Source organism: Nitrospinota bacterium, from assembly GCA_035528715.1.
In the GTDB taxonomy this organism is placed as follows: Bacteria; JADFOP01; JADFOP01; order DATKYB01; family DATKYB01; genus DATKYB01.
In genome coordinates this window covers 1-24,843 of the sequence record DATKYB010000005.1, presented here as the reverse complement: position 1 = coordinate 24,843, position 24,843 = coordinate 1, and the positions used below count along the sequence as shown (strand labels likewise).

Sequence of the window (24,843 nt, the reverse complement as noted above, 5' to 3'; positions counted from 1 at the left end):
ATATATCGCTTGTGGCATATCAGGGTCTATTCAGCACCTTGTTGGGATGTCCTCTTCAAAATATATCGTGGCTATAAATAAAGACCCTGATGCACCAATATTTAAGGTTGCTGATTATGGAATAATAGGAGACCTTTTTGAGGTCATCCCCAAACTGACCGATGAGATAAAAAAGGTTTTAACTTAGCCTTCAATTTAAAATGAATCTTCCTCGAAAATATCAAGTGAGAATTCTTTCATTAAATTTAAAATAATCATGGAACAAAAAAGAGATATTCTTGAAGTTGATGTTCTATTTGTAGGAGCTGGCCCAGCAAACCTCGCAGGAGCACTCCACCTTTCAAACCTCATTAAAAAGCAAGGCTTAGGTGAAATCAGTATAGCCATCTTAGAAAAAGGAAAGGAAGTTGGGTCTCATATAATATCTGGCTGTATTTTAGATACTTCTACGTTAGAGGAACTCATTCCAGACTACCAGGGGGAAAATCCTCCTTTAGGACAAAAAGTAGAGAAGGATTCCCTATTCTTTTTTACTGAAAAAGGAAAGATAGAAATCCCTTTTATTCCCAAGCTTCTGAACAATCATGGTTGTTATATCATTTCATTAAGGAAATTTGTTCAGTGGCTGGCTAAGAGTGTAGAAGCAAGAGGTGTTGACATTTTCTGTGAATTTCCTGGGTCTGAGCTTCTTTTTAAGAACGATCGCACCATTGGAATCAGGACGGGAGATAAAGGTCTGGATAAAAGTGGAAACCAAAAGAATAACTATGAACCTGGTGCCGATATCTTAGCATCTATTACTGTTTTAGGCGAGGGAAGTAGGGGGAGTCTCACGAAAGCTTTTTTAAATAAATTTTCAGATACAACACAGATTAACCCTCAGGTTTATTCAGTTGGGATTAAAGAGATTTGGAAGGTTCCATCGTCAAATAGGCTCAGTGGAAAGGTTATACATACCTTTGGATACCCCCTAGACAACTCAACATATGGAGGGGGTTTTTTGTATGGAATGGAAGATAATCTCCTCGCCATAGGGCTTGTTGTGGGTCTCAATTATCAAAATCCTATGCTTGACCCTCACCATGAATTTCAAAGATTCAAGAAACACCCTTTCATCTCTAACCTCTTAGCAGGAGGAGAGATAATAAGCTACGGTGCTAAAACCCTTCCAGAAGGGGGTTATTATTCGATCCCAAAAATTTACGGGAATGGATTATTAATTGCGGGGGATTCTGCTGGTTTTCTTGACTCTAGGAGGCTAAAGGGCGTTCATCTGGCAATAAAATCAGGAATCCTCGCAGCAGAAACAATATTTCATGCTCTAAAAGAAAAGGACTATTCAGAAAATACATTAAAGAGGTACGAAGAAAAGGTTAGAGAGAGTGTTATAGAAAAAGAGCTACACATGTCAAGGAATTTTCATCAAGGCTTTCAAAAGGGATTCTTTCAAGGTCTTTTGAAAGGAGCTTTTCAGCTGTTGACAAAGGGAAGATGGGGAAAGCCAATAAAAATTGAAGAGGGCCACAAGAGAATGAAGAAACTCAAAGATTATTATGGGGATAATCTGTCAAAATATAAGTCTCATATTATAAAATTTGATAATAAACTTACGTTTGATAAAGAAACGGATGTATTCTATTCTGGTACAAATCATGATGAGGATCAACCCTGTCATTTAAAGATAAGCAACCCTGATGTATGCAAAAATGAATGTAGGATAGAATTCGGCAATCCGTGTCAGTATTTTTGCCCTTCAAATGTTTATGAGATTGTTGAAAATGAAGAAAGCGGAGAAAAAGAATTAAAGCTTAACCCTGCTAACTGTGTCCATTGTAAAACATGTGATATCATGGACCCCTATGAAATAATAGACTGGGTCCCCCCTGAGGGCGGGGGTGGTCCCGCTTATAAATTTCAGTAAGCCGATATTATTTAGGATTCTCTTCCAATCCCTCAATTCCTTGGCCCGATAGTAAAGCGCTGCTAACCTTTTTTATCCTTATCAATCGCTCTGGAGAGGAGGGATGACTGCTAAAAAAGTCTCTTGACAGACTCTTTGGAACCTCAATGGCAAATCTCTCCCATATCCTTGCTCCTGCCTTTATGTCATAACCTGCCTCATAGGCATATTTAAGACCATAAACATCTGCTTCTCTTTCATAATCCCTGTTGAACTTCTGAGAAAAGGCACCCCCCAGCATAGAAACTACCTGTCCTGTTCCACTAACCTGAGATTCAGCAAGGGTCCCTAAAATCAAAACGGGGATGTCCAGTAAAATATTTTTTGTAATACTCTTTTTGAGATGACCCCTTGTTATATGAGCGAGTTCATGTCCCAAAACTACGGCGAGTTCATCCTCAGTCTTTATAAAACGCATCATGCCATAAGTTACAAAGACCTTATTAAATGTTGCCGCTGCATTAACACTCTGGTCATCAACCATATGGAAACTTATTTGTGGGTGGTTCTGAATATATAAAAGGAGCTTCTCACCTACCTTCCCTACTTTTCCCTGCTGGGCCTTTTTGAATTCTTCTGCCTTCTTTTGTAATATCTCCTTCTCACGAAGAAACTCCTGCTCTGATACCTTTGGTCCTGTAGTCCCAGCACAGGAAATGATTGTTAAAAGAGTTATAAAAAGGATTAAATATAATCTACCACTTTTTCTATTCATAAAATTCATATGAATTTGAGAAAATATTAAAATTTTTATATTAAAAAAATAATAACACTTCTTCAGTCATTATACAATGGCTTTGATTATCAACGAAAAGTCTTCTTCGAAAAAAGCCTAGGAAAGTATGTTATTTAATAATGGCTGTTTTTGGGGGAACTAATTTAGAAGAGTTTATAAATGTAAATGGCGTCCCCAGGGGGATTTGAACCCCCGTTACCGCCGTGAAAGGGCGGTGTCCTTGGCCGGGCTAGACGATGGGGACGCTGGTGAGCCGCGAAGGACTCGAACCTTCGACCCACGCCTTAAAAGGGCGTTGCTCTACCACCTGAGCTAGCGGCCCATAAAGTTTAAAACATTATAACATCAAAACTTCAAAGTCAATAAAAATAATAAATAAAGATAGGCAATAATATCTTTATTGCCTTGTTTTATGACTAGATAAATAATATATCTATAAATAATTTTCTTGCATTAAAAAAAGCCATGTGGTAATTTTTTAATTCTTTTTTATTTAAAAAAATAAATGAAAAGGAGAGTCGCCTTGCAAGAAGTCAAAAAGATATGGATGGATGGTAAATTTGTTGATTGGGCCGACGCAAAGATTCATATATTGACTCATACCCTTCACTATGGTCTTGGTGTATTTGAAGGAATCAGATGCTATAAAACAAAAAAAGGCCCAGCTATATTCAGACTAATGGAACATATTGATAGACTGTTCAATTCTGCCCATATAGTAGGTATTGAAAGCCCGTTCTCTAAAAACGATGTAATAAAAGCAATTAGAGAAACCATAAATATTAATCAATTAGAAGAATGTTATATCAGACCCATCATATATATTGGCTATGGGAATATGGGCATCAACTTTCTTGGCATTCCCATTAAAGTTGCTATTGCAGTCTGGCCCTGGGGTGCATATCTTGGAGAAGAAGGTTTATCAAATGGGATTCGAGTAAAGACATCTTCTTTTACAAGGCATCACGTCAACATAACAATGACAAAGGCAAAGATATGCGGAAACTATGTGAATTCCCAATTGGCAAAGATAGAGGCAATATTGAATGGTTATGACGAGGCCCTTATGTTGGATACAAATGGAAATGTTTCAGAAGGTAGTGGAGAAAATATCTTTCTCGTGAGAAAAGGAATGATTAAGACGCCCCCTCTTACCTCTGTTTTAGAAGGTATTACCAGAGATTCTATAATAGAATTATCAAAGTTTTTAAATATCCCTCTTAAAGAGGAACCCTTCTCGAGGGATGAGTTATATATTGCTGATGAAGCATTTTTTACAGGGACTGCAGCAGAATTGACTCCTATAAGGCAAGTAGATAATCGGGATATCGGGACCGGCAAACCTGGTCCTACAACTAAAAAGCTTCAGCAGGCCTTTTTTGATGTCGTTCAAGGTAAAGACGAACACCATGAACATTGGTTAACTTATATTTAAAGATTACTTCTTTTTACCGCCCTCCTTAAGGGAATGAAAAGTTGTTTTAGATCTCCCCATATCCACCATTTTTACACTATCCATATATTCGCTAATAACAGGCTCGGTTATATGAGACATCTTCTTCATTATATCCTTTATCCTAAATGCTTCCTGCAATATAGCCTCTAATCTCTCTTTCCCCTTCTCATCAAATTCATCACCTTTCCTTAATAATAACTCCGTCTCCAAAACTATCGTTTCTAAAGGGCTGCTTATCTTATGATTTGTCGCTAAAGCCGTTTTCGTTATCGCAGCTAACCTCTCCGCCCCTACCAACTTCCTCTCTATCCTTTGCTTCTCTAAACCCCTCCTTATCGTCATCTTTAAATCTATCTCAGAACAAGGCTTGATAAGATAATCATATGCACCCCAACGCATCGCCTCCAGAATACTTTCAATCGACTCATATCCCGTGACTATAACTACCACCGTATCCGGACTTTTCTTCTTCACCTCTCGCAATACTCCTAAACCATCAATACCCTCCATCATGAGATCAACCAAAACCAGGTCAAAACGATCCCTCCTTATCAACTTAAGAGCCGCTCTTCCGCTATTAACCTCATCCACTTCATATCCCTCTCCACTCAATACACTCTTAAAACCCTGTAATACTAAATCATCATCATCAACAACCAATAACTTAGCAAAACCATTCTTGTTAGGCATATTCATTATTAAATCCTATTACTTAATCTTTTAAATCATCTGTATAAATTCATATTAATCATATTTCAATTCCTCTATACTCAATATTTAAAATTTGTCAACTCTTTTCTTAACTGTTAAGTCAATCCAACGCAGAATAAAAACCTGTTTTTATATTAAATTTAATGATTTAGAAATTGATAAAATCCTTGCAGAATAGAATGTCTTTTGATAGGATTTTTAATTAAAGAACGTTGTTTTTTTACGTTCAAATAAAGGAGGATCAGATGTTCGGTCTTGGGATGCCAGAGTTAATCGTTATACTGATCATTGCTTTAATTATTCTCGGTCCTAGCAAATTACCTGATATTGCTAGGGCACTAGGGAGAGGATTTGCAGAATTTAAAAGGGCAACAGACGAATTCCAAGATACATTGAAAGTCGATATTGATGAAGAAGTAAATAGCTATGAAACTAATAATAAAGCCCTTCCTGATGAAGTAAAGAAAGATACAGAAGATAATGACAAAGACAACCAAGAACATAGAAAATGAAAAGATGCCCTTCACCCAACATCTCGAGGAACTAAGGAAGAGGCTTATTATTATATTTATCTCAATTGGCTTTGGTTTTATCCTCACTTATTTCCTTTCACATAAAATCATCCTAATATTAAAAATACCATTGGGTCAGGATCTCATATTTATTTCACCTACAGAGGCATTTTTTGTAAATCTTAAGGTAGCTCTTTTCGCCAGTCTTTTCTTAACTATTCCAATAACCCTTTATCAACTATGGAAGTTCGTTTCACCTGGCCTGCTGGAAAAGGAAAAGAAGCATACATTGCCTTTTGTAGTATTTTCTACCATTATGTTTGTAATCGGAGGAATGTTTGCCTACTATTTAATCCTTCCTTTTGGCATAAAATTTCTCTTAGCCTATGGAACGAATGGAATCAAACCTATGTTGTCTTTAGGCAACTATATCTCATTTACAACAAAGCTAATCTTGGCCTTTGGAATCGTGTTTGAATTGCCCTTGGTTTTATTATTCCTTACGAAGATCGGTATAGTTACACCAAAGTTTTTAACAAGAAATAGAAAATATGCCATTTTACTTATATTTATAATAGCTGCGCTCCTTACTCCTCCCGATGTCTTTACACAGATTCTCATGGCACTACCTTTGATAGTTCTTTATGAGGTAAGTATCCTCTTATCAAAATTAGTTTATAAGAAGAAAGGTGATGATGAGGTTTAAACCAAAAGATAGAATTATCCTTGCATTGGATACAGATAACCTAGATCAGGCAAAAAAACTTGTGTTAATGCTTAAGGATTATATAAAGATTTTTAAAGTCGGTAATCAACTTTTTACACGATTTGGTCAAGAAATTATTAAAATCTTAAAAAATAATGATTGCTATATTTTTCTCGATCTTAAATTTCATGATATCCCGAATACCGTTGCAAGGGCAGGAGAGGAAGTAATGAAATTAGGGGTTTTTATGTTCAATATCCATACACTGGGCGGATCTTCCATGATGAAGGAATGCGTTGCTTCATGCAAGAGATTAGCTGAAACAGAGGGTTTACAATGTCCCTATATAATTGGAGTAACCATCCTAACAAGTATTGACCAAAAAGACTTGTTTAATTTGGGATTTAATCGTAAAATTAAAGACCAGGTTTTAAATTTGGCCTCTTCAGCAAAAGAGGCAGGTTTAGACGGAGTTGTTGCTTCCCCAAATGAAGTGAGGGATATAAAACAGCTCTGCGGAAAAGATTTTTTAACAGTGGTTCCAGGAATAAGACCTTCATGGGCTCTTAAAGACGATCATCAAAGACTCTCTACACCTGCAAAGGCTTTTGAAGAAGGAGCTGATTATATAGTTATTGGACGACCAATAACAGCGGCAAAAGATCCAATTGAAGCTACTCTAAAGATTTACGAAGAAATTGAAGCGCTTGAACAAAGATTATAAGTAAATGCTTTTGGGAGCTTTTTAAATTTGGAAAAGGCCAGAGTCAATATTATCGTTACTGGTATAGTACAAATGGTGGGTTTCAGATATAATACCGTTAGTAAAGCTTCTCAATTAGATATCAAAGGATGGGTAAGAAATAATAGGAATGGCTCCGTTGAAATTATTGCTGAGGGAAAACGAGAAGATGTTGAAGAATTGGTTAAGTGGTGCCATAAAGGTCCATCGGGTGCTGTGGTGAAAAGTGTGGATTATAATTGGTTGGATTATGTAGGAGACTTCAAAGATTTTTCTATAAACTTTTAAAAAATGGGCAAGATAAAATATCCTTTTCCAGTAAAATTGATTGTTGGTTTGATATTCAAAGATGAAGAAGTCTTGAGAATGACGAAAGAGAAACTTATCAAAAGATTAGGAAAGATGGACTTTGAAAGTCAATTAATTTCCTTTAATTTCACCACTTATTATGAAAAAGAGATGGGGGAAGGTCTTAAAAGACAATTCCTAAGCTTTGAGCCTTTAATGAAGATAGAAAATCTCCCAAAGATAAAAATAGAAACAAATGAGGTAGAAAAGGAGTTTAATTTTCCCAATACCCCTAACAGAATGGTGAATATCGATCCAGGATATGTTGCCCCAGAAAAATTAATCCTCGCCACAACAAAGAATTACGACCATAGACCCTATCTTGATAACGGAATCTATGCTGAACTCACCTACAGATTTTATAAGGGAAGCTTTCGAACTTTCGAATGGACATATCCAGATTATAAATCTCCTGAATCTATTGAAATTTTTAATGAAATTCGCAAAATATATATGAAGCAACTAAGGGCAGCGCAGCAAAAAGAATGTATAACTCAATAATCAAATAAAAAGAGAGGATATATTTTGAGAGTAATCATAATAGGTGCTGGAGAGGTTGGATCGAGCATAGCGGATATTTTATCAAAAGAAAACAATGACGTCTTAATCATCGAAAAGAATGAAGAAATTGTAAAAGAATTTATGAGCAGCTCTGTAGATGCTCAGATAATTCGCTCAGATGCTATCAGTCCTATGGTTTTGGAAGAAGCGGGTATTAAAGAGACAAAAATGCTCATCGCTGTAACAGATGTTGATGAAACGAATATCGTAGCCTGTCTATTGGCCAAGGAATATGATGTTCCCCTAAAGATTGCTCGAATAAGAAATCCTGAATTATCTGCCAAAAACTTTTTCATTCCTCATGATAAATTCGGAATTGATCTCCTCATCAACCCTGATCAAATCATCGCTCAAGAGATTAAGTCTCTGATAAAAATGCCAGGGGCTACAAATCTTTTTGATTTTGCCGATGGTCTGGTAAAACTCATCGGATTTAAAGTTAATCAGGATGCCCCTATAACAAACAAGACCTTAAAGGAGCTTAGAGACTTTTCTCCTGATATCTCTTTTTTAGTTGTGGCAATCATAAGAAATGAGTCATTGATTATTCCAAAAGGAAACGAAAAGATTAACGTTGACGATCAATTGTTTGTTATTGCGAAATCAGAATCAACTGAATCTATTCTTCGCCTCTTGGGAAAAACACCCAATCAAATTAACAAAAGGATCATCATCGTTGGTGGTGGAAGATTAGGCCGTACGATTGCCCTTACCCTAGAAAAAGAAGATCTTTCCATCACCCTCATTGAAAAAGATAAAGACAAATGTCAGCTTCTTGTATCTCAATCAGAAAATATTCTTGTTTTGAATGGAGATGGACGAGACGAAGACCTATTAGTACAAGAAGGGATAAAAGATACAGATATATTCATTGCGGCCACAAACGACGAAGAAACAAATCTTTTAACATCTCTGTTAGCAAAACACCATAAGGTCAAAACCACAATGGCCATAATCAATAAGAAGGAATATTTCCCTTTACTACCATCCGTAGGTATCGATGCGCCTATAAGTCCAAAACAATTTACCGCCGATGCGATATTAAAATATGTAAGAAGAGGAAGAATTCTCTCTTTAGCTACTATCTCTGAGACTCAGGCAGAAACCCTAGAAATGGTGGCACCTCCTTTCTCTAAGATTATCAATACCCCTTTAAAGAAATTAAAACTTCCATCCGGTGCACTCATTGGAGCCATTGTTCATGGAAAAGATGTATTTATCCCTATTGGCGACGATATTATTCAACCAGATGACAGGGTCATTATCTTTGCAATCCCCTCAGCGATATCAAGTATCGAAAAACTATTCGAAGGCTAAAGATTCAATATGAATATACGACTGGTCGTTTATGTTCTCGGAATCGTTATCGTAGGTGTTGGACTATCCATGCTGCTACCTATCGCTATTTCCCTCTACTACCAAGATGGAGATCTCTTCTCACTCGTCTATTCCTCAATGATATGTATTTTTCTGGGTCTGATTGTATCTTATTCAAGCAAGGAAGAGGGTGATATAGGAATAAAAGATGGATTTGCTATTGTAACTTTTGGTTGGATCTCAGCAGCTCTCTTTGGGAGCCTCCCTTTTCTCTTTTTTGGTACTTTTAATAACTTCACAGATGCCTTTTTTGAGGCTATGTCTGGTTTTACCACTACTGGTGCTACTGTTCTTGCCAATATAGAAAAACAACCCCATGGCATCCTCGTCTGGAGGAGTTTAACTCAATGGTTAGGTGGGATGGGCATCATTGTTCTCTCTATTGCTATTCTTCCTGCATTGCGTGTTGGAGGAATGCAGCTCTTTAAAGCCGAGGTGCCAGGGCCTTCACAAGACAGGCTTACACCAAGGATTAAGGATACAGCAAGGCTTTTATGGATGGTGTATGTTATTATATCTGCAACAGAAACCCTCTTATTACTTCTCGGTGGCATGTCTTTATTTGATGCTTTGAACCATACCTTTACAACAATGGCCACTGGAGGTTTCTCTACAAAAGATGCAAGTATCGGAGCCTTTAATAGCCCTTACTTTGATGCCGTTATCACCCTATTTATGTTTATGGCGGGCATTAACTTTGCCTTACACTATCAAATGCTAAAAGGAAATCTGAAATCCTTTTTTAAGGATACAGAATTTCTTTTTTACTTAGGAGTTGTTGGCTTTTTTATTACGCTGGTAGTAATTAATCTTAAATTCTCTGCCCAGAAACCACTGACTGATGCCATTCGCTATGGCTCTTTTCAGGTTGTATCTATTGTTACCACTACTGGATATGGTACAGCCGATTTTGAGCTTTGGCCTCAATTTTCTCAATATACCCTTCTCCTCTTAATGTTTATAGGTGGATGCGCTGGTTCAACTGGTGGATCTATTAAAAATATTAGAATCCTTTTGCTCATTAAATATGCCTATTATGAACTCTACAAACTCATTCATCCAAGGGCCATTATAAGTATAAAAATAAGAGATAAAATGGTCTCCGAGGATATATTGCAGGGAGTTTTGGGATTCTTTTTATTATATATGGCTGTCTTTGTGGTTTCGTCTCTCTTTATGGCACTGCTTGGTTTGGATATGATTACTGCTATATCCTCTGTAGCAGCGACCATAGGAAATGTGGGTCCTGGTCTCGGTATGGTTGGGCCAACAGATAACTATGCCCATATTCCATTCTTAGGAAAATGGCTTCTTTCCTTATGCATGCTCATAGGCCGATTAGAAATCTACACAGTCCTGATCTTTTTTATCCCTGAATTCTGGAAAAAATAAGAGGGATGGAATGAAAAAAGATGTTATAAAAACCGACAAAGCCCCTTTAGCTATTGGACCTTATGAACAGGCAATCAGAATTGATAATTTTATCTTTACCTCAGGCCAGATCCCCCTTGATCCTGTAACCAATGAAACAATAAAGGGGGATATCAAAATCCAATCTCAGCGAGTCTTAGAAAATCTCAAAGGTATTTTGGAATCCTGTGGTTCTTCATTAGAAAAGGTTATTAAGGTAACGGTATTTCTGAAAAATCTTAAGGATTTTGATGATATGAATACGATATTTAAGAAGTATTTTAAAAAGAGTAAACCGGCTCGTTCCTGTGTTGAGGTCTCTGATTTGCCAAAGGGGGTAGCTATTGAAGTAGATCTTATTGCCTATATCGAATGATTGGAATCAATCAAATTGCAGGGATCTTTGAAAATCACTGGGGTTAGTGGAATTTTCAACTGCAACTTCCATCGTTATCAATCCATTTTTGTATAACTCTGTGAGATGCTGATCAAAAGATTGGCTGCTATATTGCGACCTTCCAGCCTCAATGATATCTTTGATCTGTCCTGTCTTTTCTGGCTCTTCAATACAATTTCTAATCGTAGATGTGGAAACCATAATCTCTGCAGCAACGATTCTGCCTCCGCCATCCTTTAAGGGAAGAAGCCTTTGTGAAATGACTCCTTTAATGTTATCGGATAATTGATATCTGATTTGCTGTTGCTGATGGGGTGGAAAGGTATCAATAATTCTTGTCACGGTTCCTTTGGCATCAGTGGTATGCAATGTACTAAAAACTAAATGACCTGTTTCCGCAGCCTTAATAGCCACACTTATCGTCTCTGTATCCCTCATCTCTCCCACAAGAATAACATCAGGATCTTGCCTCAACGCTGCTCTTAGGGCATCAGCAAAAGAATCGGTATCAGATCCGATTTCTCTCTGATTGACAGAGCTTAAATTATCTGAATAGACAAACTCAATAGGATCTTCAATTGTTATGATATGGGCCTTCTTGATAGAATTGATAAAATTAATCATAGAGGCAAGGGTCGTTGATTTTCCACTTCCTGTTACCCCTGTAACCAATATCATTCCTCTCGGTTCTAAGGCTATCTTTTTGATAATTCCAGGTAGCTTCAATTGCTCTATTGTAGGTATCTCTGTAGGAATGATTCTCATAACGATAGCAAAAGCACCCCTCTGTTTAAACACATTAACTCGAAACCTTGCCACTCCTGATAAACTATAGGAAAAATCTAACTCATGCTTCTTATTGAAAAACTCTTTTTGCCTTTCATCCATCATACTGAAAGCAAGGGATTGGGTATCCTCAGGTGTAAGGTTCTTATATTTAACAGGTATCAACTCCCCGTCCAATCTTACTTTTGGAGGGCTGCCGACCTTAAAATGAAGATCGGAAACATTCTCTTTTACCATGGATTTCAAAAACTGGTCTATATGCATTCTCAACTTCTCTTATTATCCAAAATCAAAAAAATTAGTTTAAAAAAATGGTATGTTCTCTCTTAGCTCCAGTTGATATGATTGAAAAATCTGACCTTAAAATTTTTGAAAGTTCTTTAATATATTCTTTTGCTTTTTTGGGGAGTTTATCATAAGAAGTAATACCGCCTGTCTGTTCCATCCAACCGTCCAACTCTTTATATAAAGGCTCACAGTTAGCTAATATATCAATTTCACACGGCATTTCATGGTAGACCTTTCCTTTATACTTATAACCAACACAGATATAAATCTTTTTAAATTCATCGAGTATATCCAATTTCGTCAATGCCAAGGTATCACAACCATTAATCCAAACAGCATGTTTTACGACAACAGCATCGAACCATCCACAACGCCTCGGTCTGCCGGTTGTTGCTCCATATTCTCCCCCTTTTTCTCTGAGTAAAGTCCCACTTTTATCTCGCAGTTCCGTAGGAAAAGGACCCTCTCCTACTCTTGTTGTATAGGCTTTAACTACACCCAAAACCTTTTCAATCTTTGATGGTGGAATACCCAAACCTGCGCATGCTCCGCCTGATATAGGATGAGATGATGTTACATATGGGTAGGTTCCATGATTGACATCAAGCATGGAGCCCTGAGCACCTTCTAATAGAATACTTTTACCCTGAATGATTGCTTCTCTTAACATGACCTCTACATCAGCAATATACTTTTTCAATACTAAAGAAAACCTCTGATATTCATCAAATATTTCATTAAAATCAAAGGGATCTATTCCATAGATCTCCCTAAGTATAATATTTTTCTCATTGAGATTTAATCGCAATCTTTCTTCAAATATCTCTTTATTCATTAGGTCAATCATTCGTATCCCTGCTCTTGCCATTTGATCACTATAAGCTTGCCCTATCCCTTTACCTGTAGTTCCAATTTTATGTTGTCCTTTCCATTTCTCACTGGCCTGATCAATCACTCTATGATAAGGCATTATTAAGTTGGCTCTTTTACTAATATATAAATTATTATCAATCTGTATGCCCTTCTTTTTTAAATCTTCAATCTCTGATATTAATGCCTCAGGATCGACAACCACACCACTCCCTATAATACATTTTTTACCCTTGTGGAGAATCCCAGAAGGAATGAGATGTAAAATAAATTGATCATTGCCTATCACAACAGTATGACCTGCATTATTGCCCCCTTGATAACGAGCGATGAAGTCAGCGTCTTCAGATAATAAATCAATAATCTTTCCCTTCCCTTCGTCTCCCCATTGAGTTCCAATTACAGCCATAACTGTCATTTCACCATCTCCAATTTTTGTTTATCTATGAAAAAGCAAATCATTAAAACAAAAAAATCTTCCCAAATCAAGCAATTAATTAAAAAAGATCAAATTGAAATAAAATTATAACCGAATCATCTTAGCATAGAAAATATAAGGCAGGCTTCTTATCTCATTGAGCACCTCTTCAGGTACTGGAGAATCCACATTGACCACTGAAACAGCATCTCCTTTTGGAGCAACCCTTCCCAGTTGCATCCCAGCAATATTGATATTATTTTCCCCTAAAATAGTCCCTATTTTCCCTATCATCCCTGGAACATCCTTATTAGAAAAGACCATCATGTGTCCTGATGGAACAGCTTCTAACCTGTAATTATCTATCTTTACGATTCTTGGATCTCTCTTGCCGTATATCGTACCTCCAACCGTACCCTTTGTCTTATCTGTCTTTACTTCCAGAATTATTAGATTTGCATAATCTTCTGTCTCGGTGCTGGTACTTTCTACAACCTCTATTCCCCTCTCTTTAGCCAAATAAGGGGCATTTACGACATTGACCCTGTTTTGTAAAAAGACCTGAAGGAGACCTTTGAGAACGCTATTCGTGATCGGCTTGACTCCAAGATTGACGATTTCACCATGGTATTTAATGACAACTTCTTTAATACCGCCCTCAACCATTTGGGCCTGAAAGGAACCTAGTTTTTCTGCTAGGTTTAGATAGGGCTCTATCTTTATTAATAGTTCGTAGTCAAGAGAGGGAACATTCACGGCATTCTTGACTTGACCACTTTTGAAAAAATCAACTATTTGGTTGGCAATATCAATAGCCACATTTTCCTGTGCCTCTCCTGTTGACGCTCCTAAATGGGGGGTAGTGATAACAGAATCGAGGGATAATAAAGGATTTTCTTTGGGAGGCTCTTTCTCAAAGACATCCAGAGCAGCACCGGCAACCTTACCATCTTTGATCGCCTCATAAAGGGCATTTTCATCAATAAGTCCACCTCTTGCACAGTTGATGATCCTTACACCATCTTTCATAAGAGAGAACTCTTCCTTTCCAATCAGATTTACTGTATCATCTGACTTTGAGCAATGTAATGTTATATAATCAGAGTTCTTTAAGAGCTCTTTCAACTCAACCTTCTTCACACCCACTTCTTTAGCTCTTTCTTCTGAAATATAGGGGTCATTTCCAAGAACATTCATCCCCAAACCCTGTGCTTTCTGAGCAACAATAGCCCCTATCCTTCCTAATCCAATGATGCCAAGGGTCTTTCGGAAAACCTCAACACCTGTAAACTTCTTTTTTTCCCATTTTCCCTCTTTCATCGATGCGTTTGCCTGAGGGATGTTGCGAGAGATAGCTAACATCATTGCGATGGCATGTTCGGCAGTGGTTATTGTATTTCCTCCAGGGGTATTCATGACAATGATCCCCTTTTTGCTCGCTGCCTCTAGATCTACGTTATCCATACCTATTCCAGCCCTTCCAATTATCCTGAGTTTTTCGGCTGATTCGATAACATCCTCTTTAACCTCTGTAGCGCTTCTGATTATCAAGCCATCATAATCTTTGATCTCCTTTAACAGATCGTCGTGGCTCAGATCTGTCTTGACAACAATATTCAGGTCTTTCTCACTTCGCAATATCTTTAGTCCCTTCTCAGATATATTGTCGCTTACTAAGATCTTCATTTTATTTGCCCTCTCTTATCCTATAAAAAACTTTTGTGCTGCCCCGACACCTTTTCCTAGGGAAACATCATATCCCAATCTTTTGAGAACCATTTCAACAGCAGAAATTACCGTTAATATATCAAAGGCATCCACATAACCCATATGAGATATCCTAAAAATTTTACCCTTAGCCTGAGACTGTCCGCCTACTATGGTAATGCCATAATCTTTGCTTAAAATCTTTGTAATCGATGACCCATCAATTCCATCAGGCACCTTTACCGCAGTAACAGAATTGCTTGGATTATCTTTAGCAAAGAGCTCCAATCCGATTGCCTCCATAGCAGCCCTTGTAGCTCTTGCCAGTCTCTCATGTCTCTCAAAAACCTTTTTTAGACCCTCCTTTTTTATATCTGACAGGGCCTCTTTTAAACCCATTATCATAGAGACAGCGGGAGTATAAGCACTCTGTTTTTTCTTAAGAGAATCCCTCTCTTTTTTGAGATCGAAATAAAACTTTGGGAGATCAGATTTCTCGTAAAATTCCCATGCTTTTTTGCTTACGCTCACCATTGCCAACCCCGGAGGCAACATTAACGCCTTCTGAGAACCGGTTATAACGACATCGAGGCCCCATTTATCTGTTGGTATATCATAAACCCCAAGAGCTGTTATCGCATCGACGACCATGAGTGTATTGGGATAACTTTTTACAGTCTCAGCGATTGTTTTTATATCATGAGCAACGCCTGTCGATGTCTCACACGCCTGCGTAAAAACAGCCTTGATACGATTATTATTCTTTAAGATATTAGCAATAATCTGAGGGTCTACAGCCTCTCCCCACTCAACATCAATATTCTCAACATCAACACCGTAGTTTTCACATATCTCAGACCACCTCTCTCCAAATTTTCCTCCTCTCACTGAAATAGCTTTATCACCTTTAGACAAGAAATTTGAAACCGCTGCCTCCATACCCCCGGTGCCAGAAGAGGCAAAAATGATAACGTCATTTTGAGTCTGAAAGACATATTTTAAATCATCGATAGCTTGACAAAGAATCTCTTCAAATTCAGGGGTTCTGTGGTGGATAATAGGACGGGACATCTCTCTCAGTACATTAGGTGGAACCGGTGTAGGCCCTGGAGAAAATAGATAATGTTTTTCCATATGCTATTCCTTTCAGTTGCTTATTGAGTTTTCTTGTAAATGTTGAATTGATTGTATCCTATCTCTTGTTCAAGAATAGAGCTTCACTACATGGGTCTTGGAAATCCTGTCATACCATGCCTCATTGTTCTTATCAAACTTTATCCAAAAAAACCCTATACCTAAAGTAAGTATGGAGGCAAGATAAGAAAAACTCCTTAGGAGGGCCTTCTTTAAGGTTAGGGGTTGTCCATCAACAGAAACAACTCTCACCTTTAATAATATCTTTCCAATCGTCTGCCCATCTCGCCACAGAAAATAGACAAAATAACCCGTAAAAATCAAAAGAAATATAAATATAAACGTCAACTTAGAAAACGAAAATTGTGAACCTAGAAGGGCTATTGAAAAGAAATCAGAAAATACAAGGTCCCATCCCACAATTGTAAAAAGGGATAAGAAGATAAATATAATATTAATTAGACCCAAAAGACAAAGGTCAAAAATATTTGCTAAAAGCCTGTTTTTAAAATCAGCCTTCTCCCCCTCCCCCTTTGATTCATCCTCAGTTTTTGCTTCTTCAGCACCTTCTGCTTTCTCTTCCAAAGCAAGTGGATCAGTTTTTTTATCCTGCTCTTCTGATTCTTTTTCCTGGATCTCTTCTGTTTTGTCAGGAATGTTATCTTTAGCTTCTGTCGTCTCTTCTAAGTCTTTTTTTTTTATGGACTCTTCATCATCTTTTTTAGTCGTGTTCTCTTGGTCTCCTTTTTCTTCCTTTTCCTGCTCTGGCAAATCTTCCTCTACCAGAGGCCCTGAATCATTTCCAACCTCCCCTCCTTTGGAAACATCTTTAGTTTCTCTATCCTCATTACCCTTCTTATGATCTCCTTCACCTGGATTGTCGCTTTTTTCAATCTCTGAATCACTGCCAGGCTCATCTTTTTTTTCGGGAGGAGATTCTTCTTTTTCCTCTTGTTCTTCAGGAGCTGATTCCTCTATTTCTTCCCTTTGCTTTTTTAATAAGGCTTCCTCTGTTAAAGATTCTGTATCACCTTCGAGATCATCTAACTCGATGACCCTTTCCTCCTTTGTAACCTCATCACCACCCAAATCCTCTTTTTTTTCAGCCTCACTAACACCTTCTTCAATTTCTAGCTCAGTGTCTGTTTCTTCTGTTCTTTTCTTCTCCATTCCTGATAAGGCTTCCTCTGTTAGAAATTCTGTATCACCTTCGAGATCATCTAACTCGATGACCCTTTCCTCCTTTGCAACCTCATCACCACCCAAATCCTCTTTTTTTTCAGTCTCACTAACACCTTTTTCAATTTCTAGCTCATCAGCTGGCTCCTCCAGTTCAATAGGCTCTATCGCCTTATCATGTATGCTCTCCTCTTCTTTTTCTTTTTTTGTTTCTAACTCAACACCTTTCTCTAAAGTAGGCTCTATCTCTATCGCTTCCTTTTCCTCCTCTTTAGCTTTATCTTCAACAGAAGTCTCTGATACCTCTGGAGATTCTGGTAAAATTTCATCTTTTTTCTCTTTATCACCAAAGATATCTATTGGCTCAGGTTTGACTACCTTTATACCTCTTTCCTCTCGATACTCAGCAAGGTCATACCCACACTTATTACAAGTATCTAAATAATCAAAACTTACATAATTACATTTCGGACATTTCATCTTATTTCCCTTAATTCATTAATAAAAAAGGGGTGATTTTTAAAGAGCATCATTAATCATCTTATTCCAACATAGACAGTAACAACTCCATAGGTAAGTATATCATATCTTATGTCTTTAAAGCCAGCCTTTTTCATTAAATTTATAAAATCTTCAGTCTCTGGAAACTCTAAAACTGACTCCGGAAGATACTCATATGCATATTTTACCTTTGATAAAAGACCCCCAATTACAGGTAAAATCTTGACAAAATAAAGGTGATAAAACCATTTTATTATATTGTTATTTGGTTTCGAGAACTCCAAAATAATAATCTTTCCCCCTTCTTTAACCACCCTTCTCATCTCAGATAATCCTTTAAGTTTATCAGCAATATTACGTATGCCAAAGGCGATCAAGACAGCATCAAACTTTTCATCTTCAAAAGGCAATGATTGGGCGTTATTGAGATATAATTTTATTTTTTCCTGAAATCCGTATTTTTCAATCTTTCTTTTTGCAAGTCGAAGCATCTCCTCACTAAAATCTACTCCAACAACCTTTGCTATACCATTGAATCTTTTTACAATCTCTAAGGCCATATCGCCTGTTCCCGTAGCCACATCCAGAATGATTCCATGTTTTACATCAGAAAGCTTTTGAATGGCAAACCTCCGCCAATATCTATCCCTTCCAAAACTCAAAACTCGGTTCAAAAGGTCATAAGTATTGGCTATGGAAGAGAACAGGTTTCTTATATAAATATCTCTTTTTGAAGTTTCCAAAGGATTAGAATTGTTCATGACTGATCTCTAATTCACTAATTTTTGATGGTAATATAATCAAGAGAATAATTCAAGCCTCTTTATAAAAGCAAAAGAGATTTAAAGACAAATTTTTACTCATCTCGTCATCTCTTTAAGAAGATTCTCCAGAATCATTTATATTGACTATTAATTTGACAAATGCATCATCATTTATTACATTTCTTAAGAAATTTCTTGATATTTTTTCAATAATATGCAAGATAATCAATTTTGTTTGAGCCAATACCCTTAATGTAAAATTATTGAGAAGATGGGATCAATGGTGTTCTTAAAACAACTTGAGGTGGGGAGCAATCAAAACTTTACCTATATCCTTGCCTGTAAAAGAACAGGAGAGGGTGCCATTGTTGACCCAGGATGGGAGGTCAACAAGATATTAAATATTGCAAAAAATGGTGGGATAAAGATTAAAAACATTATTTTGACCCACACTCACAGTGACCATATTGAAGGAGTATTTCAGGTTGTAGAAACAACAGGGGCCAAGATATATGTCCATAAAAATGAGAGCCATGCCATGAAGGGGTCTGGGTCATATTTTGTCACTGAGGTTCAGGACGGACAAATGTTTAACACAGGAAAGGAATCCTTAAAAGTGATTCATACTCCTGGACATACACCTGGTGGAATCTGTCTTTATACACCAGAAAAGGTCTTAACAGGCGATACACTATTTGTTGGATATTGTGGAAGGGCTGACTTTACAGAGAGCGACCCAAAAGCCCTCTATAACAGTCTCCAAAAATTAGCTGCCCTTCCTGATGATACGGTTGTCTATCCAGGACATAACTATGGCAAAACGCCGACCTCAACCATTGGCTATGAAAAGGCCAATAACCCTTATTATCAGTGCGGCTCTCTTAAGGAATTTATAGAGCTGAGGATGCACGGACACGTAGATTAAAGTCCCATCAATAATCATCCCATCCCAAAAAACTTTCATAGGATGAATACTGTTTCATTAAAAAGGACAAAAAATAAATGGATGAAAAAGATAAAAAAGATGAATTAAGCGAAAGAAAAGAGGCCATAAGAGAACTGGAGCATCTCCTTGAAAGAATAAAATCAGAAGAATTTTTGGAAGATTTACAAAGCTCCATTGATAAGATGAAAGCCTTCGAAGATAAACTCTATCCTGTTTTGAGGGAAAAATTCAAGAAAGGATCAAAAGAAGATAAAAAAGCAATTCTTAAGGTCATGTCGCGCTTAAACAAAAAGAAGTATGCATCTTTTCTTAAGGATATCTTACTTAAACAAATTCTTGGACTTGATATTATAAAAGCTGCTTTTGATGAACAAAAAGATTTAGACATTCCAGAGGGAGAGATGATCAAAGCCTCCCTACCAACCGCAGAAGAGATTTATGAAGAAGTAAAAGGGATGATAGATATCCCCTCTGAATCATTAAATGTCAGGTTCGCAATGATTAAAGACTGCTTTATAAAGCTGGATCATCTGGTTCAAAAAAACTTCCTCTTCCAGTTTATCTCAGATTTCAAAGGAAAATCTTTACCCATCATCTCCTTATTAATCGGGATAAGTAGCGAGCTCGATAATATGATTATCGATTTAATTCCTCATATAGAAAGCGAGGATGCAGCAAAATTTCTTAAGAAAATGATGGAGACAACCGATGGTAAAGAGCGAAAAAAGTTGATAAAGCGCTCTATCTTCAAGTTAAAGTCTAAAGGAATCAAAATTGAAGAACCGGAAAAGGGGGAAACGGTCTGGACCCCAATGCCCAAAACACAAGCACCAAAATGGGAGGGATATTTGGGTGCTATCGATTGCATTGGAACACGGGTAGTATGGATTGTATCTCCAATCTATCCCAGAGTGCTCGATATGGCTTATGCGATCTTGAACGATTCAAAGGGAATTCTTGATTTTTACTGTGCGGACCTTTCTCGAAAGGAGTTCAAGAACTTTTTTAAAGAATACTGTGAAAAGGAAAAAAACTTTGCCCTTGTCGAAGCTGATCCGAAATACTGTCATTTTTTGATAGAAAAGGGCCGAAGCAAAACAGTGGAAATAGGGAAAAATCCGCCGGATGATTACTTCTACTGGAAGAACAGGGTAAAGCCTAAAAAGGTCGAAAATTTAAAACCTCTCATTTACAGCTATTTTAATGGGGAAGAAATAGAAAAAAATTTAAGCCTTGTTGATAAATCTTATACGCTTCACACCCAAAAAGAGTTCATGGGATGGTTTATAGAGAGGGATGATATTGAAAAATATAAAGATATGATGGAAAGCTCAACAAGTGGGCTGATTATCCTCTCGCCTGTTCAACAGAAAGAGAGGATGGAAGAGATAATAAAAAAGGCTACTGAGGAATATTTTGATGAAGAAAGAGCTCAGATCTACAAGGAAAGACTGGAGGAGATGGCATATATCCTCTACAAAGTCGGAAAAGAGGATGATGCCAGGCTTTCGCTTGCTTCGGCCCTGGCCATAGAAAGAAAGGAGATGTTGATAGCGAATCATCCATTTCTTAGAGAACTGATGAGGAAGAGCATCAATCTCGTTTTATCTGAGAAAAAAGATAAGAAAGATAAAGACGAATCTTCTCTGATTATTAAGCCTTAGAAATTTTTAATAATAAAGATAAAAAAATTAAATTTTTTTCTTGATTTTTTTTAAAAAGCTTATATATTTATACATTTGACTCCTTAAAAAAGGAGTTTTTTACTTTTAATTAACTATGAGAGGGGGTGATTCCCATGGATTGCCAAACCATCAAAATGGGAACCGAGTGCCCATTTATGACCACAGTAGGCTGTTCTTTTAATGGAGGTTCTTGCCATCCTATTATTGAGCAGTGTGAAGGCTGCAATCACATCATTGAGCTTAATTCTGAAAAATTCTGCATGGTATTTCCTGATCCAAAAGCAAAATGGGCCTATGGTTCATGCAACTTTGCAACGCATGTCAAGAAAGAGACTAAATCAGATACTCATAAGTTGAACCCATTAAAGGCTTCAAAAAGGAGAAGTGGTAAATAAAGCCATTTTTATCCAATGAAAAAAAAGAATAGAAGATAGGGGTTTTGATAAGAAATCAATTTCTTATTCAAACCCCTATTTTTGTATTTAGAGTCAGATATCTAAAATTCTTTAAATTATGTCCCTTTTTTGCTTGTCCAAAAAAGAGACGAAAAAAAGACACCCCCTCGATTTTCTTAACGGTATTTGACTGCGCTCGCTCGGAGAAACAGCAAACTCAGCCTTCGGCTTCAGACAGCTGCTTCTTTTTTCCTCCCTCGCTTGTCAACTCCCTGAAAATCGAAAGGGGGATTGAACATAAGAAAAACTCAATCTTTCCTTGACAATAATCCTCTTCAAGTCTAATCTGAATAACCTATCTTCCTGGTTTGCATCTTTGATTCATTGTTACCCTTTGGAAGGGGGGTAAAGATGCGAGACCATACTATTCTTGCAAAACTATTTCATCTTCACATTCACACTGTAATTCTACTTCCAACTGACAATTCAAATTAATTTTTATTTGGATTCACTTTATAAATAATTTCTTCCTTAAGTAATTTACAATGACTACAAATTATACATTTCAAACATTAAATCTTGAATATTTCCCTACGTGGCGTAAGTGTTTTGAAGCTTTTAAATTCCTGCCTAAGGCTCTTCGTTGTATATCATCTAGACAGTTAGTTGCTAAACGTACTTTTCTCATAAATGATAGAAACGGTCATCCAATAGGAATATCAGGAGGAGATATAATTTATCCTTTAACTCAGAAGGAAATCTCAGACATTCGACACTTACTTATTGAACTAGAGGATCGAAGATACTATTTACATCACGGTATAGATATTAAAGCACTAGTTAGGGCATTATTTTGGAACATTATCTCAAGAAAAATTATACAAGGTGGCAGTACTATAACACAACAGCTTGTTAGAAACACACTTCTTACATCTGATAAGTCTCTTATAAGGAAATCAATAGAAGCTTTTCTTGCATTACAAATAGAAAAATATTATTCAAAGGAAGAAATACTAAATCTTTACTGTCAGTATGTATATCTAGGTGGTGGAATAAGAGGTTTTTCTGCTGCTTCGAAAGTAATTTATCGAAAACCACTTTCCAGCCTCAATTATAATCAAATATGTGGATTGCTTGGTTTGCTTCGCTTGCCGTCCATTACATATCCATTAAACTCTACACAGAATTATCTTCGTCGCCAAAAATTTATTTCTAAAATACTATTGAAATATTCAACGGAGAAAGAGAATAAAGATAGAGTTTGGGGAACTATTAATCCTATTAATATAAGCAAAGTAAAGAAGCAGAGACTTTCTCATATTCTTAATCGTATAATCGAAAGTGAGTTTGGAAATATACATCCCTATATTGCTAAAGTAGAGCTTACTATTGATTTGTCTCTTCAAGGTGCGACGGATCGAGTCTTAAAAGAAGTATCAAGTTGTCCAAATATATCTCAAGTAGCTGCTGTTATTTTATCTAACAATACAGGCGAAATTCTTGTTGAGTCTTCTTGGAAAAATGGTGTGGAGTCTGAATTTTCACCTGTTTTTTCTGGTAGTATACAGGCTGGTTCTACATTTAAGACTTTTGCTCTTCTAGCAGCCATAGAACAAAGATTTAATTTAGATATGGTATTAGAATCAAGTCCTTTCAAATCCTCTTTTATCAAAGATATAGATAAAAAGGAATGGACTATAAGAAATTATGGCAACATATATAGAGGTGGCTTGACCTTAAAACAAGCTCTTAAATATAGTGATAATACTGTTTTCGCTAGACTTACAGAAATTCTAGATTTTAAAGATTTAGTAAAAACATTTAATCGATTCGGTTTATCTGAAATCTCAAAAGCTACTCCCTCGCTTATTTTCGGTGCAACACCAACAGGTATTTCTTTAATAAAGCTATCTTCTGCCTACAGAGCAATCCAGCAAAATGGGGTATACACTAAACCTATTCTAATTAAAAATGTTCAGTTGACTGGGGGGAGTCTATTATGGAAATCAAAACCTTCAGATAGTACTATAGTTGCTCATTATGTAGATATCATAGAACTTAAACATGCGCTAAAGTATTCAGGTATAACTGTATTTGGTAAAGACTTCTCAGGAAAGACGGGAACTACCAGCAGTGGAAGTTTATTTGTAGGTTATAATGACAATATTTCTTTGGCAATATGGTTAGGTTATAGCAAATCACCGAGTGAAGATATTGATAAAGAAATAACAAGTCGACATGTCTTACAGAAACTAGTACAAAAAATGCTTGGTTATAAATCTAATCTTTTTTCTATATAAATAGGAGGAATTAGTATAATGACCTTTTTGGAAAAAAGTTTAATTGCGTTTGGACTTGGTATTGTTAGTTGGATTATTAAAGATTTATTAATAAAATCATCTACAAGTCGAAATGAGGCAATCCAAAATGAATGGAAGTATCGGTTAACCGAGATATGGTCTCCATTATTTTACTGGTCTGGCATAATAACTTTATCTGATACAAGCGAAGGATGGCAAAAGCATGGAATAAAAGAGTTAGAAAATATCCTTGTTAAAGGTGCTCATTTATTACCTCGAAATCATTATTATATTTTAATAAAAATGATTGAAGGTGCTTCAAAACAAAAAACTAGCAAAGTAAATATTGAAGAAGTTCGTAAAACAAGAGAATATATATATAAACAGATTGAATTGCTAAATTACATGCTTTATAAGAGCAAGGGCATACTAGAACCTAAAGTAACAATAGATATTCTTGCACCTTACAGATTCTTCTTGAGAGCTATTTCCGTATTTCTTTTTCATCTATTGATTTGGGTAACTATTGTATTAATCATTATAGGACTGTATCTCTTATATTCAAAAGGTATTATATGGCTATTGGTTATTGTTGCTGTAATTATAATAGCAGTAATCTCGATAGTAACTTATTACGATATAAAAGAAAGAATTAATATACATAAGGAAATAAAAAAAAGATTAAAGAATTGATAATTAGGTCAAATTTCACCAGATATCTTTTGTGACCGCAACAAAAAAATTTTCTCCGATTACCCCTTCAGATTTTTCAGGAATTTTTCCTCCCCTCTTTTTTGTCTATCTTTATGAAATTCTTAAAAATGCAAAATTTAATTTGTCGTCTGGATCACTACTTATTAATATTAATCATATTAAAATCTAACATAAGGAGGTGAAGATATGCCTGCACAAGTAATGATACCAGATAATCAACCGGCTCCAGATTGTGACCAA

The 24,843-nt window shown here is 36.5% G+C and carries 24 protein-coding genes and 2 tRNA genes; 16 read left to right on the top strand and 10 right to left on the bottom strand.

Going from position 1 to position 24,843, the window contains the following annotated elements; all coding sequences use genetic code 11:
• Positions 1 to 187 (top strand): electron transfer flavoprotein subunit alpha/FixB family protein (locus VMW81_00365; protein ID HUU49399.1); only part of this gene is annotated, 187 nt, incomplete at its 5' end.
• Positions 188 to 256: 69 nt separating this feature from the next.
• Positions 257 to 1,921, top strand: coding sequence for an electron transfer flavoprotein-ubiquinone oxidoreductase (locus VMW81_00360; protein ID HUU49398.1), 1,665 nt, complete (start codon positions 257 to 259; stop codon positions 1,919 to 1,921).
• Positions 1,922 to 1,928: 7 nt separating this feature from the next.
• On the opposite strand, the gene VMW81_00355 is transcribed toward VMW81_00360, so the two are convergent.
• The 3 genes from VMW81_00355 to VMW81_00345 all read right to left on the bottom strand — a co-directional run bounded on the left by VMW81_00355 (position 1,929) and on the right by VMW81_00345 (position 3,018).
• Entirely contained in the window at positions 1,929 to 2,675 is a 747-nt protein-coding gene (locus VMW81_00355) for a M48 family metallopeptidase (GenBank protein HUU49397.1), read from the bottom strand.
• Between the two features lie 187 nt (positions 2,676 to 2,862).
• Positions 2,863 to 2,940: transfer RNA gene (locus VMW81_00350), tRNA-Glu, on the bottom strand.
• Between the two features lie 2 nt (positions 2,941 to 2,942).
• Positions 2,943 to 3,018, bottom strand: a tRNA-Lys gene (locus VMW81_00345).
• A 201-nt stretch (positions 3,019 to 3,219) separates the two neighbouring features.
• Here VMW81_00345 and VMW81_00340 point away from each other — a divergent pair.
• Positions 3,220 to 4,131 carry a branched-chain amino acid transaminase gene (locus tag VMW81_00340; protein ID HUU49396.1) on the top strand — a complete coding sequence of 304 codons (912 nt, stop codon included), beginning with the start codon at positions 3,220 to 3,222 and terminating at the stop codon, positions 4,129 to 4,131.
• 3 nt (positions 4,132 to 4,134) lie between these two features.
• Here the strand turns inward: VMW81_00340 and VMW81_00335 are convergent, their stop codons facing one another.
• Positions 4,135 to 4,848 carry a response regulator gene (locus VMW81_00335; protein HUU49395.1) on the bottom strand — a complete coding sequence of 238 codons (714 nt, stop codon included), beginning with the start codon at positions 4,846 to 4,848 and terminating at the stop codon, positions 4,135 to 4,137.
• 260 nt (positions 4,849 to 5,108) lie between these two features.
• On the opposite strand from VMW81_00335, the gene tatA reads away from it, so the two are divergent.
• Genes tatA through VMW81_00295 form a run of 8 tightly spaced genes read left to right on the top strand, consistent with a single transcriptional unit; the run spans position 5,109 to position 10,895 of the window.
• Positions 5,109 to 5,375 carry a twin-arginine translocase TatA/TatE family subunit gene (gene tatA / locus VMW81_00330; protein HUU49394.1) on the top strand — a complete coding sequence of 89 codons (267 nt, stop codon included), beginning with the start codon at positions 5,109 to 5,111 and terminating at the stop codon, positions 5,373 to 5,375.
• The gene (tatC, locus tag VMW81_00325) at positions 5,344 to 6,081 is read left to right on the top strand and encodes a twin-arginine translocase subunit TatC (GenBank protein ID HUU49393.1); all 738 of its coding nucleotides are present in this window, start codon (positions 5,344 to 5,346) and stop codon (positions 6,079 to 6,081) included. The genes tatA and tatC overlap by 32 nt, the downstream gene beginning before the upstream one ends.
• Positions 6,068 to 6,805 carry an orotidine-5'-phosphate decarboxylase gene (gene pyrF / locus VMW81_00320; protein HUU49392.1) on the top strand — a complete coding sequence of 246 codons (738 nt, stop codon included), beginning with the start codon at positions 6,068 to 6,070 and terminating at the stop codon, positions 6,803 to 6,805. The genes tatC and pyrF overlap by 14 nt, the downstream gene beginning before the upstream one ends.
• Positions 6,806 to 6,832: 27 nt before the next feature.
• Positions 6,833 to 7,111: an acylphosphatase gene (locus VMW81_00315; GenBank protein HUU49391.1), complete on the top strand. Its 279-nt coding sequence runs from the start codon at positions 6,833 to 6,835 to the stop codon at positions 7,109 to 7,111.
• A gap of 3 nt (positions 7,112 to 7,114) precedes the next feature.
• The gene (locus VMW81_00310; GenBank protein HUU49390.1) at positions 7,115 to 7,672 is read left to right on the top strand and encodes a DUF4416 family protein; all 558 of its coding nucleotides are present in this window, start codon (positions 7,115 to 7,117) and stop codon (positions 7,670 to 7,672) included.
• A 24-nt stretch (positions 7,673 to 7,696) separates the two neighbouring features.
• Positions 7,697 to 9,049, top strand: a complete 1,353-nt coding sequence (gene trkA, locus VMW81_00305; protein ID HUU49389.1) for a Trk system potassium transporter TrkA — start codon at positions 7,697 to 7,699, stop codon at positions 9,047 to 9,049.
• A gap of 9 nt (positions 9,050 to 9,058) precedes the next feature.
• Positions 9,059 to 10,501, top strand: a complete 1,443-nt coding sequence (locus VMW81_00300; protein ID HUU49388.1) for a TrkH family potassium uptake protein — start codon at positions 9,059 to 9,061, stop codon at positions 10,499 to 10,501.
• 10 nt (positions 10,502 to 10,511) lie between these two features.
• On the top strand, positions 10,512 to 10,895 hold the full coding sequence (locus tag VMW81_00295; protein HUU49387.1) for a RidA family protein: 384 nt from the start codon (positions 10,512 to 10,514) through the stop codon (positions 10,893 to 10,895).
• Between the two features lie 6 nt (positions 10,896 to 10,901).
• Here the strand turns inward: VMW81_00295 and VMW81_00290 are convergent, their stop codons facing one another.
• The 6 genes from VMW81_00290 to ubiE form a co-directional block, all read right to left on the bottom strand.
• Positions 10,902 to 11,966 (bottom strand): type IV pilus twitching motility protein PilT, encoded by a 1,065-nt coding sequence (locus VMW81_00290; GenBank protein ID HUU49386.1) that lies wholly within the window; start codon positions 11,964 to 11,966, stop codon positions 10,902 to 10,904.
• Positions 11,967 to 12,000: 34 nt separating this feature from the next.
• Positions 12,001 to 13,278 carry an adenylosuccinate synthase gene (locus VMW81_00285; GenBank protein HUU49385.1) on the bottom strand — a complete coding sequence of 426 codons (1,278 nt, stop codon included), beginning with the start codon at positions 13,276 to 13,278 and terminating at the stop codon, positions 12,001 to 12,003.
• Positions 13,279 to 13,383: 105 nt separating this feature from the next.
• Entirely contained in the window at positions 13,384 to 14,964 is a 1,581-nt protein-coding gene (serA, locus tag VMW81_00280; GenBank protein HUU49384.1) for a phosphoglycerate dehydrogenase, read from the bottom strand.
• Between the two features lie 15 nt (positions 14,965 to 14,979).
• A complete protein-coding gene (locus VMW81_00275; GenBank protein HUU49383.1) occupies positions 14,980 to 16,119 on the bottom strand; it encodes an alanine--glyoxylate aminotransferase family protein in 1,140 nt (379 codons plus the stop codon).
• Between the two features lie 69 nt (positions 16,120 to 16,188).
• Complete coding sequence (locus VMW81_00270) at positions 16,189 to 17,778, bottom strand: RDD family protein (protein HUU49382.1); 1,590 nt, start codon at positions 17,776 to 17,778, stop codon at positions 16,189 to 16,191.
• 56 nt (positions 17,779 to 17,834) lie between these two features.
• Positions 17,835 to 18,560, bottom strand: coding sequence for a bifunctional demethylmenaquinone methyltransferase/2-methoxy-6-polyprenyl-1,4-benzoquinol methylase UbiE (gene ubiE / locus VMW81_00265; GenBank protein ID HUU49381.1), 726 nt, complete (start codon positions 18,558 to 18,560; stop codon positions 17,835 to 17,837).
• Positions 18,561 to 18,843: 283 nt separating this feature from the next.
• Between ubiE and VMW81_00260 the strand changes: the two genes are divergently transcribed.
• From VMW81_00260 to VMW81_00240, 5 genes are all read left to right on the top strand, one after another.
• On the top strand, positions 18,844 to 19,488 hold the full coding sequence (locus tag VMW81_00260; protein HUU49380.1) for an MBL fold metallo-hydrolase: 645 nt from the start codon (positions 18,844 to 18,846) through the stop codon (positions 19,486 to 19,488).
• 77 nt (positions 19,489 to 19,565) lie between these two features.
• Entirely contained in the window at positions 19,566 to 21,173 is a 1,608-nt protein-coding gene (locus tag VMW81_00255; GenBank protein ID HUU49379.1) for a hypothetical protein, read from the top strand.
• Positions 21,174 to 21,307: 134 nt separating this feature from the next.
• Complete coding sequence (locus tag VMW81_00250) at positions 21,308 to 21,589, top strand: PxxKW family cysteine-rich protein (GenBank protein ID HUU49378.1); 282 nt, start codon at positions 21,308 to 21,310, stop codon at positions 21,587 to 21,589.
• A 545-nt stretch (positions 21,590 to 22,134) separates the two neighbouring features.
• Positions 22,135 to 23,889: a transglycosylase domain-containing protein gene (locus tag VMW81_00245; GenBank protein ID HUU49377.1), complete on the top strand. Its 1,755-nt coding sequence runs from the start codon at positions 22,135 to 22,137 to the stop codon at positions 23,887 to 23,889.
• Between the two features lie 18 nt (positions 23,890 to 23,907).
• On the top strand, positions 23,908 to 24,582 hold the full coding sequence (locus VMW81_00240; protein ID HUU49376.1) for a hypothetical protein: 675 nt from the start codon (positions 23,908 to 23,910) through the stop codon (positions 24,580 to 24,582).
• The last annotated feature ends 261 nt before the right edge of the window (positions 24,583 to 24,843 follow it).

Coding starts and splice junctions, on each gene's coding strand:
- VMW81_00360 (HUU49398.1), top strand. CDS start 257: ATGGAACAAAAAAGAGATATTCTTGAAGTTGATGTTCTATTTGTAGGA.
- VMW81_00355 (HUU49397.1), bottom strand. CDS start 2,675: ATGAATAGAAAAAGTGGTAGATTATATTTAATCCTTTTTATAACTCTT.
- VMW81_00335 (HUU49395.1), bottom strand. CDS start 4,848: ATGAATATGCCTAACAAGAATGGTTTTGCTAAGTTATTGGTTGTTGAT.
- tatA (HUU49394.1), top strand. CDS start 5,109: ATGTTCGGTCTTGGGATGCCAGAGTTAATCGTTATACTGATCATTGCT.
- tatC (HUU49393.1), top strand. CDS start 5,344: ATGACAAAGACAACCAAGAACATAGAAAATGAAAAGATGCCCTTCACC.
- pyrF (HUU49392.1), top strand. CDS start 6,068: ATGATGAGGTTTAAACCAAAAGATAGAATTATCCTTGCATTGGATACA.
- VMW81_00310 (HUU49390.1), top strand. CDS start 7,115: ATGGGCAAGATAAAATATCCTTTTCCAGTAAAATTGATTGTTGGTTTG.
- VMW81_00300 (HUU49388.1), top strand. CDS start 9,059: ATGAATATACGACTGGTCGTTTATGTTCTCGGAATCGTTATCGTAGGT.
- VMW81_00295 (HUU49387.1), top strand. CDS start 10,512: ATGAAAAAAGATGTTATAAAAACCGACAAAGCCCCTTTAGCTATTGGA.
- VMW81_00290 (HUU49386.1), bottom strand. CDS start 11,966: ATGCATATAGACCAGTTTTTGAAATCCATGGTAAAAGAGAATGTTTCC.
- VMW81_00285 (HUU49385.1), bottom strand. CDS start 13,278: ATGACAGTTATGGCTGTAATTGGAACTCAATGGGGAGACGAAGGGAAG.
- serA (HUU49384.1), bottom strand. CDS start 14,964: ATGAAGATCTTAGTAAGCGACAATATATCTGAGAAGGGACTAAAGATA.
- VMW81_00275 (HUU49383.1), bottom strand. CDS start 16,119: ATGGAAAAACATTATCTATTTTCTCCAGGGCCTACACCGGTTCCACCT.
- VMW81_00270 (HUU49382.1), bottom strand. CDS start 17,778: ATGAAATGTCCGAAATGTAATTATGTAAGTTTTGATTATTTAGATACT.
- ubiE (HUU49381.1), bottom strand. CDS start 18,560: ATGAACAATTCTAATCCTTTGGAAACTTCAAAAAGAGATATTTATATA.
- VMW81_00260 (HUU49380.1), top strand. CDS start 18,844: ATGGTGTTCTTAAAACAACTTGAGGTGGGGAGCAATCAAAACTTTACC.
- VMW81_00255 (HUU49379.1), top strand. CDS start 19,566: ATGGATGAAAAAGATAAAAAAGATGAATTAAGCGAAAGAAAAGAGGCC.
- VMW81_00250 (HUU49378.1), top strand. CDS start 21,308: ATGGATTGCCAAACCATCAAAATGGGAACCGAGTGCCCATTTATGACC.
- VMW81_00245 (HUU49377.1), top strand. CDS start 22,135: ATGACTACAAATTATACATTTCAAACATTAAATCTTGAATATTTCCCT.
- VMW81_00240 (HUU49376.1), top strand. CDS start 23,908: ATGACCTTTTTGGAAAAAAGTTTAATTGCGTTTGGACTTGGTATTGTT.